Below are 13242 nucleotides of genomic sequence, written 5' to 3'. Positions count from 1 at the left end.
ATAATTACCATAAGAAGAAAAAATATATAATTCCAGACTTAAATTATAATGGATATATATTATAAATTTGAATTTATAGATTCAAATATGACAATAATAATAAAAGATTTAATTTGAAAGGAGATTTATTATGCAAAATCCAATAGTAACTATAAATATGGAAGATGGAGGTGTTATAAAAGCTGAGTTATACCCAGAAATAGCACCAAATACAGTAAGAAATTTTATAGATTTAATAAATAGAGGTTTCTATGATGGTATTATATTTCATAGAGTAATACCAGGTTTTATGATTCAAGGGGGATGCCCAGAAGGAACAGGTATAGGTGGACCTGGATATAGCATTAAAGGAGAATTTTCTAGAAACGGCTTTAAAAATGATTTAAAACATTCAAGAGGAGTTCTTTCAATGGCAAGAACTATGATACCTGATTCTGCAGGAAGCCAATTCTTTATAATGGTTGCAGATTCTCCTCATTTAGATGGACAATATGCATCATTTGGAAAAGTTGTTGAAGGAATGGAAGTTGTAGACAAGATAGTAAACTCAAAGAGAGATTATAGTGATAAGCCTTATGAAGATCAAAAGATATTAAAAATGACAGTAGATACCTTTGGTGTAACTTATGATGCGCCAGAAATCATAGAAGATTAATAGAGGGGTTAGGAGGGGTTATATGCTTGATAACAATAAGTGTATTTTAGTTTATAATGTTCCAGAAAGAGAGTTAAATATTTTAAAAGAAGAAGGAATTAAGCTTTTAGAAATATCATCAGAAATGGTTGAAATGACTGTTAAGGATATACTAAATGGGTTAAAGTTCGAGACATTTAATTCAAATCCGCGAAGAGAATCTGTTATTCTTTTTAATAATTTTTCTGATGAAGAGCTAAAAGAAACTATAAGAAGTATTAGACAAAAGTTCAAAGGTGGAATATTAGCAACAGTAACTCCAATTTCTATGGAGTGGAAATTCAATTATTTAGTGGAGCATTTAATTGAAGAAAGAGAATGGTACTTAAAACAACAGAAGGGAAGATCTCAAAGTGAGTAGAGTTGGGGAAAAAATAAAAGAGGCTAGACTTAAGAGTGGAATGAGTCAAAAGTTATTAGCTAAAAAGTTAGGTGTAGCAGAGAAGTTTATAAATGAAATTGAAATGGGAAGAAGAGTAGCTCAAGAATCTTTAATTGACAAGGCATCAAAAATATTAAATGCTGATTTTAATGATGTTAGTATGGTTGTTACTGATGAAGCTTTAATTGAAGAAAGAAAGGCTATGAGTGATGTAAAAAATAAGTTATCTAAAGGAAATATAGAAAAGAATGAAGTTTGGACTAATGCTTTTTCATCTGTGTTAAAGAATGTTCCTATTCTCGATTATTCATTAAAAAATAATAAGGGCTTTAAAGAATTACCTATACATTCAAATAAGGTTGAGGGATACTCTCAGGATAAGGTTCTATACTTAGAAATTCAAGATGATGAGATGTCTGGATTTAGAATGTTAAAAGGAGATTTAGCATTTGCTACTTTAGTAAAGGAAGTAAGCAATAATGGAATATTTTTGGTTGAATATAAAGGAAGAAGAGCAATAAGACAAATAAAGAATTTAGGAAACTCTAAAGTCTTATTAGTTAGTAATGCAGGAAACCTATTAACTGAAACTATGAATCTTAACGAGATTTCTGTATTAGCTAAATTAGATAGAATAGAAATAAAATTATAAACGGAAAGTTGTTTTGGATTTAATAAATTCAAAACAACTTTTTTTTATAAAGAAAACTTATGAATATATAAAACAAATTATAATTTAGGTTCCCACTTTACAAAAAAAGTACATATATTGATATAAACAACATTGAGAGGTGAGAACTATAGAAAACATAAATCCAAATAAGGTGGATGCGGGATTAGGACTTATACAAAATGTACCAAAGAATATATTGAGTAAATTAGGAATAAGTCATGGTACTAGTTTTTCGGATGGAGGGACAATAGAAGTAACTATAATATCTGGAGATAGCCCTGAGAATATAACTAAAATTGTAGAGGACTTAGGTGGAAGATATGAGGATTTAGGTTTTGGATTTGGAATAGTTAATATACCTGTTGATAATTTATGGAGATTAGCAAATGTCAGTTCGATACAATATATAGAATTACCTAAAAGCTTATATACTACAGACTCCCAAAGTAATAGAGCGGCTTGTGTAAATACAGCTAGAGAAAGTTTTGGTATTCAGGGTGAGGGTATTTTAGTTGGATTTATAGATACGGGTATAGATTATACTCATCCAGCATTTAGAAATGAAGATGGAACAACAAGAATCGATTATATATATGATTTAAGTGATAATGGAAAGATATATAATAGAGAGATTATAAATACTGCTCTTCAAAATACAGATCCATTTTCTGTAGTTCCTTCCTATGATAATGCAGAACATGGAACTCATGTAGCTGGGATTGCTTGTGCTGGAGGAAATATAAATCCAGCATTTTATGGAGTGGCTCCTAAAAGTTCGATTGCAATGGTTAAATCTACTAGAGGGCAATTTGCACTTAGTACTAATATAATGAGAGGGCTAAAGTTTCTTGTCGATAGGGGAAAGGAATTGAATAAGCCATTAGTAGTTAATATAAGTTTAAGTACTAATGATGGAGCTCATAATGGAACAAGTCTTTTAGAGCAATATATATCAACTATATCGACACTAGAAAGGATTACAATTGCTATTGCTGCTGGAAATGAGGGGGATGCAGCTCATCATGTTGGTGGAGATTTAACAGGGGAAAAAAGAATATCTATAAATGTAGCTGAGGATGAACCAGCTGTAATATTAAATTTATATAAGTCTGTTTTATCTAACATATCTATAAGAATAACAAGCCCTACTGCAGCAACAAGCGGAGAGATAATAATAAGAGAGGGATACACTGAAGGAATAATAGGAAGGGATAGATATCAAGTTTATTATACTGGACCTAAACCCTTTGATTTAATAGGAGAAATATCAATTGCATTACTAACAAATAGTCAATATATATCAGCAGGGCAGTGGGAAATTAGGTTATCATTACAAAATGAATATACAGGCATATTTGACATGTGGTTGCCAATATCTGAAGGATTAAATGTTAATACAAAGTTTTTACAACCAACTGTATTAAATACACTTGGAATTCCTGCAACAGTAAGTAATATAATTGCGGTTGGAAGCTATAATTATGTTACAAATAATATATCCTCTTTCAGTGGAAGAGGAAGACCAGCAATATTTGAGGCAATAAGGCCAGATTTAGTAGCCCCAGGAGAAGGTATTTCAGCACCAACTCCCAATAGGTCATTTGATACTAAGAGCGGTACGTCCATGGCGACTCCGCATGTAACTGGAATTGCAGCGTTGATGATGGAATGGGGAATCTTAAAAAGAAATGATCCATATTTATTTGGTGAGAGGCTGAAATATTATTTAGTAGTTTCGGCTAAGAGGCCTAGAACAGATGTAGTATATCCAGATCCGAGTTGGGGATATGGTCAGGTATGCTTAAGTTCTGCTATAGAAACTATAATAAATAATATTGGGTTTATAGGATCTAGAAGTAGTAAAGCATATAGAGATGATGGAGAAAATAATATTAACGAAAATTTAGATAGTGATAATAATGATGATACTTACGAAAATCTAAAAAATATAGAAACTATGGATAATGAAATAAATAGTAGTAATGAATATGTTAGAAGTAAAAATTCAATTAATGAAATTTTGGAGGAGAAGGAAGTGGATATAAAAAGTAATAGTTATAGGCAGCCAAGTATATATAAGGACTTTGAAAGAGAAACGTTTCAAAACTATAAAGATTATAGCGAAGTGGTAGGTTTTATAGTTGAATATACATCAAGAGATGAGTTGTTAAAGATAAACAATATACCCGGTGCATCGGTTGTCGCATTAGATCTTAATTTTGCTATTGTTTATATACCTTTTAATAGAGTTTTAGAGGTAGAACCATATGTTAAGGATATAGTTTCTATAGAGGTACCAGTAATCTACACATTACAGCAATCTTCACCTGTAGAAGCTAGTGGAGCCCCTTTATTTCATAATAATCCCTTTCTACAATTAAGTGGAAGAGGAGTTATAGTAGGTATAGTCGATACTGGCATAGATTATTTAAATAATGAATTTATGAGAGAAGATGAAACCACAAGAATAGTAAGGATATGGGATCAGAGCTTAGATGGTGAGAATGAGGTTTATGAAGCTAGACTAGGGATTGAATATAATAGTGATCAAATTAATGAAGCAATACAAGCAAATAAACGTGGTGAAGATCCGTATGCTATAGTTAAAACGAAAGATGATATAGGGCATGGAACCATGGTAGCTAGTTTAGTTGGAGCTAGAGGGATAAATCCTGAAGTTATGGGAGCAGCTCCAGATTGTGATTTTGCAATAGTTAAGTTAAAGCAGGCACCTAGTGTAATATTAGATTATGCTGGAGTAAGTACTCCAGGAACAGGAAGATATGCAACTGTTGAGGTGTTACTAGCTATAAGATATTTATCTAGATTAGCAAGCGATTTAAAGAGACCTATGGTTATATGCGTTGCTCTTGGAAGTAATACAGGGGCTCATGATGGAACTAATGCTGTTGAAACAATAATCACAAATACAACTAGTCAACTTGCACTTGCATGTGTGACAGGTACTGGAAATGAGGGGGATACAGATACTCATACAGAAGGTAAATTTGATAAGCCTGGTCAAATAAAAAATATAGAGATTAGAATGGGAAAAGGTCAAAAGGATTTAAACTTTCAAATATATATTCAGCAGCCAGATAAAGTTTCAATAGGAGTAGTGTCTCCATCTGGTGAAGTAGTTGAAAAAATACCAGTTAGATTAAGCAGGGTAGAGAATGTACAATTTATTTATGAAGGTACAAGAATGAGGATTTCATATATTTATCCTGATCCTGTTACAGGAGATGAAATAATAAGTATTGAGGCAAGAGGGCTTAGAGAAGGTATATGGCAATTTAGATTATATGGAGATTATATAGTTGATGGGAGGTACTGGAGTTGGTTACCTCAAAGAAGCTTGCTAGATCCGGATACAAAATTTTTAAGTCCAAGTCAATATACAACATTAACAATTCCGGGAACATCAAGAGGCGCGATAGTAGCTGCTTTTTATAACCAAAATAATAATGCAACTGTAGGTCAATCAGGAAGAGGATTTACAAGAGATGGAAGAGTAAAACCAGATATAGCAGCAGGTGGTATAAACGCAATAGTTACAATGCCGGGAGGGGGAACTAGAGTAGTAAGTGGTTCATCCGTTGCAACAGCTATTACAGCAGGGTGTTGTGCATTAATAATGCAATGGGGAGCTGTAGATGGAAATGATCCTAATTTATATGCAACAGAAATTAGAACTTATTTGATAAGAGGAACAAATATGAGAGTAGGGGATATATATCCAAATGAGCAATGGGGGTATGGAGCAATAGATATGAAGGGTGTATTTGATTCTATAAGGGAAAATTTAACTGGTGGTGTTAGCCAAACGAGAGATAATGAAGAGTATAGTGTAGGTAATCTATTTGTAAGCAAGCCAACAGATATATAAAAGAACAAAATACTCATTAGAGGCATATATTGATTAAAGGAAAAATATTAGAGGAGAATTATATGGCTCAAAAAGGTAGATTAAAGGTACAAAGCTTTGTTAACGAAAGTTATATACCTGTTGAAAATACGAGGATAGTTATAAGGCCATCAGTTGGTGGCCCAGAAACAAAAGAAATAGTCCTATCTACAAATTCTATGGGAGAATCTGAAATAATAGAATTAGATGCACCTCCGTTAGAATACTCTCAACAACCAACAGGACAAGTTCCTTATAGTATGTATGATTTAAGGGTGGAAAGAGAAGGATTTCAAAGTATAGTAATAAACAGATGTCAAATATTCCCTGATGAGTTAGCTATACAACCATGCTATCTTATTGAATCCTTAAATAGATCATACAGAAACGAAACTATAAATGTTCCGCCGAATACATCCAATGTATCACCTACTGCTCCAGGAGGAAGTGTAGTAGAAACCATAAATATTGGACCAAATGTTTTAAATGGAAATTATCCAGAAAAAATTCCTGAAGAAGAGGAAAAACCACTGCCACCTCCAACAAGTGGGGTTGTTTTGCAAAAACCAGTAGTACCTGAATTTATAGTTGTTCATGCTGGAGGTCCAAATAATACATCAGCACCCAATTACAGGGTTCCTTATAAAGACTATATAAAGAATGTTGCATCATGTGAGATATATTCAACTTGGTCAGAAAATACAATACGTTCAAATATTTATGCTATAGTTTCATTTACTTTAAATAGAATATATACAGAGTGGTATAGAGGTAAGGGAAAGAATTTTGATATAACAAATTCAACAGCATATGATCATGCATTTACTTATGGAAGAAATATATTTGAAAGTATTAGTGAAGTAGTAGATGATATATTTGCAACTTATGTAAGAAGAGTAGGAAGAAAGCAACCACTATTAACCCAATATTGTGATGGTAAAAATGTATCTTGTCCAGGTTGGATGACACAGTGGGGAAGTAAGTATTTAGGAGATCAAGGTAAGACTCCGTTTGAAATACTAACAAACTTTTATGGAAGTGATATTGAATTAGTTACTGCAGATCAAGTAAAGGGTGTACCAAAGTCGTATCCAGGATATGATTTAGTAATAGGATCATCAGGACAGGAAGTTAGAACTATACAAGAATTTTTAAATAGGATATCCCAAAATTATCCTCTAATTCCTAAGGTTGCTCAGGATGGTATATATGGAGCTAACACAGCAGAAGCAGTTAGGGTTTTCCAAGGAGTTTTCAATTTACCTAAAACAGGTGTAGTTGATTATGCAACTTGGTATAAAATATCAGATGTCTATGTAGGAGTAACAAGAATAGCAGAGTTAAGGGGAAGTGCAAGGTCTGTTCAAAGAATATTTGTTCCTCCAAGGTCTTTTGATAACTATTATGATCCTACAATTCCTAAATTTGATTATATGGATGATATGGTGTAATAAGGTGATGAATTGGAATATTTCCAATTCATCTATTTTTTTTATAAAAATAGTTATATAATGAATTTAAATATATAAAGTTTTCAAAATTGCATATTAAGTATGCATATTTAATTTAAGGGGGGACAGTTATGAAAGGTACAGTTGTTTCTACGTGGCTAAGAACATGTAGAGATTTATATGGCAATGAAGTTATAAATAAAAGTTTAAAATCGGTAAATTGGTCAGAGAACATAGTATTTACACCTTTAGAAGATGTAAATGACACACAAATATTCAGTTTAATACAGACAATAGCAGATAATGTAGGTACTTCAGTAAATGGGTTATGGCAAGTTATTGGAGAAAATAATCTACAGAAATTCTCAGAAGATTATCCTGTATTCTTTAAAAGAGTAAATTTATATAAATTTTTAGATTCACTTAACTTTATACATTCAATAATAATGAAAAAGATAAGAGGGGCTAGACCACCTAAGATGCATTTAGAACCAATATCAAGTAATAGCATATATTTTACATACAGATCAGATAGAGAGCTATTTGATTATTTTTTAGGCCTGTTAAATGGAAGTGCTAAATATTTTGGTGAGAATATAGAAATTAAAGAAGTAGAAAGGAAAAAAGGTGAATTAAAAGTACATATTAAATTTGAAAATACTATCCAACGTAGTAAGAGATATAAATTTAGTAATAGCTTATCAAGTATAGGATTAAAGAGTTTAGAGTTAAAGATGGCAGTTCCTATATTTGTAGTTATTACTTTTATTAGTATCCTAATTGCAGGATTACCAAAGGGATTAATTATTGGAGTTATATCTGGAATTATATCGGTATTTGTATCTTATATGACAATAAAGCCTTTAAATGACATAATAGAAAATATAGAAAATAATAATTTTGATGCTATAGATAAAAGTATAACTACAAATGATAAGCTTGAAAAAATATATAAGGGAATATCAAAATTAAAAGATAATATTGGGAAAGATTCAACATCAGCTAATCTTGTAGTTAATGAGCTGGCTACATTTACTCAAGCAATGTATAATACAACAGAAAAAATGAGAAAAACTACAGAGGAAATAGCTAGCTATTCAGAACAAGTTTCAGAATTAGCAACACAACAAGAGTTAAGTACAGAAACCCTTGTAAAGCAAACAAATGAAAATATTTTAGCTTTAAAAGATTTAGTAAATTCTGAAGATAGAAATAAAAATGAATTAGATAAATCTGTTGAAAAGATCAATCAAAGTCATATAAATGTGGATAGGTCTAGTGAAGCCATAAAAGAATCATTAAAATCATTTATGGATGTAAAGGAAAAAGGTAAAAATCTTCAAAGAAAGGCAGAGGATATTACTCACATAGTATCTTTAGTATCAGGAATTTCATCTCAAACCAATCTTTTAGCTCTAAATGCTTCAATAGAAGCTGCAAGGGCAGGAGAACAGGGAAGGGGATTTGCTGTTGTAGCTGAAGAAGTAAGAAAACTTGCAGAACAATCACAACAAGCTGTTAAGGATATAAATAGCAATTTGTCATTCTTTGCAGAAGAAATCAATTTATTAGTTACAAGTATAGAAAATCAATATAATATATTAGAGCTAGAAACAGATAATTTAGAAAATGTAAGAAGGACAAGCTTAGAGGCTAATGAATTAATTAAGGTTGTTTCAAGCGAAACAAATAAATCAATAATTCAATTAAATAATGAAGTTAAGTCGGTTGAAGAAATGTTTAAAACAATTGATTCATTAGCTTCAATTGCAGCTGAAAATGCAGCATCATCTCAACAGGTTAATCAAGATATAGAAGAGTTTACTAGAAATATTCAAGATATGATAGATACTCTTCAAAAAGTTAAAGATGTTGGAGATAACTTTTCAAATGATATAGATATATAATTCAAGAAGTTACACCCCAGTATTCCAGTTTTGGGAATATGGGGTGTTTTCTTTTATGAATTAATTTAGTTCTTTTTTATGTTTAAAATAAAAATAAATTGTTTGTGCTATAAATACTAAGCTAAGCATTCCAAAAAGAGGATATAATGATCCAATTAATTTTGAAAATCCTATTCTTGATATAGGAAGAGCAATAATAAGAACTATGAAGATTGCCTTTTTAAATTCTATATTAAAGCTATTATCTAATGTTTTACTTATAGAGTAAACATCAGAAACTTCAGTAGAAAACATTTCTAACCAAATTACTACTAATAATAATGCTTGAACTACATTTCCAAAACGTTGAGCTACAAATAATAAAGGTATTTCATATTGATGTATATATGGTTGATTTATCATTAATAAAAAGTTTATAGCAAAGCTTAAACCTGCTAAGCCTATTGCACCAAGTGCAATTCCATAAAACATAGTCTTAGGCTTTTTTATTTGATTACTAAGAGGTACTAATACACCAAGGCAACAAAGAGTATTATATCCAGCATATAATATTGTAGATAATGTTACACCAGTTTTTCTTGGTTCAAATTTAGTTAAAAACTCTAATGAAATCATATCTTTACAAAACATAAAATATAGCACAGTTATTGTTGTTATTGTAATTACGAGAGTTGGAACTATAAATGAATTAACTTCAATTAAACCATCTGTATCCCTTAGAAGAAAGAAAATTGCTAAAGCTACCATTATTAAAGAACCAATTATTTTAGGAATATTAAAAAATTGATTTATTAATGCTCCACTACCAGCTAGTATTATTGATGCGCTAGAAATTAAGTATAGTGTAGTAATTACACCAGTAATTTTGCCAAGTAGATTTGGGCTTACAACTTTAATTACATCACCATAAGAGTTTAATTTATATTTGATACTAATTTTAGAAACTATAGATCCCATGATTATATAGAATATACCACAGGCTATGATTCCTATAAAACTAGATACTCCATATGATGTAAAAAATTCTTTGATTTCTTGTCCAGAGGCTAATCCAGCCCCAACAATTGTACCTATAAAAACAACTGCTATTTGAAAAATTTTAGAAAATTCCCGTTTCATTTTTATATCCCCCTATTTTACTATCTATTAACAAATATATATTTATTAAAGTACTTTTATTCTTCAAAAATGAATAAGGTATATTTTCTTAGGGAAAATAACTTTGAGGAACATATATAAGGAGGTAGTAAAAGTGAAAAAGAGGAATTTGTTCAAATGTTGTTTATTAGTAATTATGAGTTTTTATTTATTATCAGCATGTACAAAAAAAGAAAATAATGAAAAAGCTAATATAGATTTATTTAATCCAAAGGAAGCAGTAAAAGTTGCTGAAAATTATTTAAACTATGTTAAAGATAATAATATAGAAGAAGCAAATAAGCTATGCACAGAACAATTGATAAGTAAAAATAAGGAGATATCAACTGGAACATCAAGAATAATAGCGTATGCTCCTGACAACATGATAGAATCTTCAGGATCAGCTTATGTGATATATAATGTAATCAGAAATTCAGCATCAGAGCCAAAATGTGACTTAGATAATTATGCAATAAAGGTATTGAAAATTGATGATCAATATAAAATTGATGAAGTTAAATCAATGAATAAAAAACAAGTTTTTGTTAGAAATAAATCATTAAGAATGATTGGAGAAGATGGAGGAAAAAGCGATTTAATATTAACATTAAATAATTTGCCTAAGGATGTTTATTTAAGTGAAAATAAAATAATGTTATATAAGGAAAAAGCTCCATCTGAAGCTTTTGGACCAGTGTCATTAGGATATAAGGGGCAAAAAGTAGCAATTTCAACAATAGGAAATAATAAGACTTTTTTATCAATTGCATATATAGAAGAAAGTAAGGCCGCTCAAGGGCAAGGTGGGGGAGAAAGTGCAACAGCCGGTGCAAATCAAAACTCTAATATTAGTGGTGATTTAGAGGAGTTAGTAGATAAGCCAATTGCTAAGAAGGTTATACCTTTAGATATATTGGATAATGCTAAAATTGAAAACTTAGTTTTTTCAAGGGAGGAAGGGTATTTAATCGTAGAATATTTAAATTCTAATGGGTTAAATAGAATAAATGTATATAAGACTGCTGATGGAGAACTTGTTAAACTAAAATTTAATGAAATGTTTCCAGAGAATAAATATAATATAACTTTAAAAAGTTTTGATAAAAGCGAAATAACAGTTGAGGTTAGTGCTAAAGAGGGGAGAAATGACATTAATATAGATGTTATTGGAGAATATAAAGCAAATATGGAAGAAGAGGAAGTTAAAAAAAATATTTAAAATACTTAACATATAAAAATATTGTAGTAGAATAAAAGTACAACTTAAATATAGTGGTACTTTTATTTTTTTATTAGGAGGAAATAATGAAAGAATGGAATGGTAAGAGATATCATAGTTTAAACTATTATCTTAGAAATAAATTTAATGAAAAAGTATATAAGATATCCTTAGATGGAGGATTTACTTGTCCAAATAGAGATGGAAAAGTTGCCAAAGGAGGTTGCACATTTTGTAGTGCTAGAGGATCAGGTGATTTTGCTGGAAGCAGAACATTATCTATAACAAAGCAATTTGAAGATAGAAAAGATATGATGGAGAAAAAATGGAAGGATGGAAAGCTAATTGCATATTTCCAAGCCTATACGAACACTTATGCGCCAGTAGAAGAACTTAGAAGAAAATATAAAGAAGCATTAACTCAAAAAAATGTAGTAGCGATATCAATAGCAACAAGACCAGACTGTATTGATGATGATGTTTTAGAATTTTTAACTGAATTAAACGAAAAAACATATTTAATTGTTGAACTTGGGCTACAAACAATAAATGATGAAACTGCTAGAAATTTTAATAGAGGATATGATTTTAAAGTATTTGATGATACATTAAAAAGACTATTAGAAAGAAATATTGAGGTAGTTGCACATACTATTTTTGGATTACCTGGCGAAACAGAAGAGGATATGTTAAGGACTGTTGATTACATAGCACACTCAGGGGCTAAGGGCATAAAGTTTCACTTACTTCATCTGATGGAAGGAACAAAGATGGTCGAACAGTATGAGAGTGGAGAATTAAAGTTATTAACACAAGAACAATATATAGATTTAGTTTGTAAGGGAGTTTCTATGATACCAGAAGAAATGGTTGTACATAGATTAACAGGAGACGCACCAAGAGAGTTACTAATAGGACCAATGTGGAGTTTGAAAAAGTGGGAAGTATTAAATGCCATAGATAAGGCTTTGGAAGATAATGATATATGGCAAGGAAAGAATTTTAAGTAATACAAATATCATAATAAAAATCGATGATTAATCAAATTTAAATTAAAAATATGGGGAGGTATTTTTATGAATATAGATGTAATTATATCGGCAGATCATATTAAAGAGGAATATCTAGATGATAAAATAGTAGTAGTAATAGATATGCTAAGAGCTACATCAGTTATTACAACGGCATTAGCAAATGGAGCAAAGGAAGTAATTCCAATGCTAACTGTAGAGGAAGCCTTCAATAAGAAAAAAGAACTTTCAGAAAAGGGACTGGATGCATTACTAGGGGGAGAACGAAGAGCTATAAAAATAGAGGGTTTTGACTTTACTAACTCACCATTAGAGTATACAAGAGATCAAATAGAAGGAAAAAGTATAATATTAAGTACCACTAATGGAACAAGAGCAATAAATTTAAGTTTGAAAGCAAGTAAAATACTAATAGGTGCAATGATAAATGCTAAGGCCGTTATAGATATGATTAATGAAAATTCTAGTGATATAGTATTTATAAATTCAGGTACAAATGGTCAGTTTTCTATGGATGACTTTATTTGTTCAGGGTATATGATTAATTTACTATGTGAAAATAATGTTCATAATTTATCTGATATAGCTAAAACAGCTAAATATATATATGAAAATAATAAAAATATAGTAAACTTTATTAAAGAAGCAAGGCATTATAATATATTGAAAGATTTAAATTTACAAGATGATCTGGAATATTGCTGTAAAAAAGATATATTGGATATAGTTCCGGTGGTAAATAAGAATACAGGAGTGATATCATTAATAAACAAATGATAATAAATTTCAATTAATTATAACATTTCTATTGACAATGGTAAAAAAAGAATATATTATA

At 30.3% G+C, this 13242-nt stretch carries 10 protein-coding genes; 9 read left to right on the top strand and 1 reads right to left on the bottom strand.

Annotation, left to right across the window (positions count from 1 at the left end; genetic code table 11):
* Positions 1 to 130 precede the first annotated feature (130 nt).
* The 6 genes from J2Z25_RS06950 to J2Z25_RS06925 all read left to right on the top strand — a co-directional run bounded on the left by J2Z25_RS06950 (position 131) and on the right by J2Z25_RS06925 (position 9014).
* Positions 131 to 655, top strand: coding sequence for a peptidylprolyl isomerase (locus J2Z25_RS06950; protein WP_209739314.1), 525 nt, complete (start codon positions 131 to 133; stop codon positions 653 to 655).
* 22 nt (positions 656 to 677) lie between these two features.
* Positions 678 to 1055, top strand: a complete 378-nt coding sequence (locus J2Z25_RS06945; RefSeq protein WP_008681464.1) for a DUF3783 domain-containing protein — start codon at positions 678 to 680, stop codon at positions 1053 to 1055.
* Positions 1048 to 1728: a helix-turn-helix domain-containing protein gene (locus J2Z25_RS06940; protein ID WP_209739312.1), complete on the top strand. Its 681-nt coding sequence runs from the start codon at positions 1048 to 1050 to the stop codon at positions 1726 to 1728. The genes J2Z25_RS06945 and J2Z25_RS06940 overlap by 8 nt, the downstream gene beginning before the upstream one ends.
* 139 nt (positions 1729 to 1867) lie before the next feature.
* On the top strand, positions 1868 to 5638 hold the full coding sequence (locus J2Z25_RS06935) for a S8 family serine peptidase (protein ID WP_209739310.1): 3771 nt from the start codon (positions 1868 to 1870) through the stop codon (positions 5636 to 5638).
* 62 nt (positions 5639 to 5700) lie between these two features.
* The gene (locus tag J2Z25_RS06930) at positions 5701 to 7107 is read left to right on the top strand and encodes a peptidoglycan-binding domain-containing protein (RefSeq protein WP_209739308.1); all 1407 of its coding nucleotides are present in this window, start codon (positions 5701 to 5703) and stop codon (positions 7105 to 7107) included.
* A 131-nt stretch (positions 7108 to 7238) separates the two neighbouring features.
* Complete coding sequence (locus J2Z25_RS06925; protein ID WP_008681471.1) at positions 7239 to 9014, top strand: heme NO-binding domain-containing protein; 1776 nt, start codon at positions 7239 to 7241, stop codon at positions 9012 to 9014.
* A gap of 60 nt (positions 9015 to 9074) precedes the next feature.
* On the opposite strand, the gene J2Z25_RS06920 is transcribed toward J2Z25_RS06925, so the two are convergent.
* A complete protein-coding gene (locus J2Z25_RS06920) occupies positions 9075 to 10133 on the bottom strand; it encodes a YkvI family membrane protein (RefSeq protein ID WP_008681473.1) in 1059 nt (352 codons plus the stop codon).
* A 133-nt stretch (positions 10134 to 10266) separates the two neighbouring features.
* Between J2Z25_RS06920 and J2Z25_RS06915 the strand changes: the two genes are divergently transcribed.
* From J2Z25_RS06915 to J2Z25_RS06905, 3 genes are all read left to right on the top strand, one after another.
* Positions 10267 to 11373 carry a hypothetical protein gene (locus J2Z25_RS06915; RefSeq protein WP_142419220.1) on the top strand — a complete coding sequence of 369 codons (1107 nt, stop codon included), beginning with the start codon at positions 10267 to 10269 and terminating at the stop codon, positions 11371 to 11373.
* Positions 11374 to 11459: 86 nt separating this feature from the next.
* Entirely contained in the window at positions 11460 to 12383 is a 924-nt protein-coding gene (gene mnmL, locus J2Z25_RS06910; protein WP_008681477.1) for a tRNA modification radical SAM protein MnmL/YtqA, read from the top strand.
* Positions 12384 to 12449: 66 nt separating this feature from the next.
* Positions 12450 to 13181 carry a 2-phosphosulfolactate phosphatase family protein gene (locus J2Z25_RS06905; RefSeq protein WP_209739306.1) on the top strand — a complete coding sequence of 244 codons (732 nt, stop codon included), beginning with the start codon at positions 12450 to 12452 and terminating at the stop codon, positions 13179 to 13181.
* Positions 13182 to 13242: the final 61 nt, after the last annotated feature.

Source organism: Clostridium tertium (assembly GCF_017873245.1).
Taxonomy (GTDB): domain Bacteria; phylum Bacillota; class Clostridia; order Clostridiales; family Clostridiaceae; genus Clostridium; species Clostridium tertium.
Note: the sequence above shows the minus strand (reverse complement) of the source record. Positions and strands in the feature narration are given on the sequence as shown.

Excerpts from the sequence above, each read along its gene's own strand:
- J2Z25_RS06950 (WP_209739314.1), top strand. The coding sequence starts at position 131 with ATGCAAAATCCAATAGTAACTATAAATATGGAAGATGGAGGTGTTATA.
- J2Z25_RS06945 (WP_008681464.1), top strand. The coding sequence starts at position 678 with ATGCTTGATAACAATAAGTGTATTTTAGTTTATAATGTTCCAGAAAGA.
- J2Z25_RS06930 (WP_209739308.1), top strand. The coding sequence starts at position 5,701 with ATGGCTCAAAAAGGTAGATTAAAGGTACAAAGCTTTGTTAACGAAAGT.
- J2Z25_RS06925 (WP_008681471.1), top strand. The coding sequence starts at position 7,239 with ATGAAAGGTACAGTTGTTTCTACGTGGCTAAGAACATGTAGAGATTTA.
- J2Z25_RS06920 (WP_008681473.1), bottom strand. The coding sequence starts at position 10,133 with ATGAAACGGGAATTTTCTAAAATTTTTCAAATAGCAGTTGTTTTTATA.
- mnmL (WP_008681477.1), top strand. The coding sequence starts at position 11,460 with ATGAAAGAATGGAATGGTAAGAGATATCATAGTTTAAACTATTATCTT.
- J2Z25_RS06905 (WP_209739306.1), top strand. The coding sequence starts at position 12,450 with ATGAATATAGATGTAATTATATCGGCAGATCATATTAAAGAGGAATAT.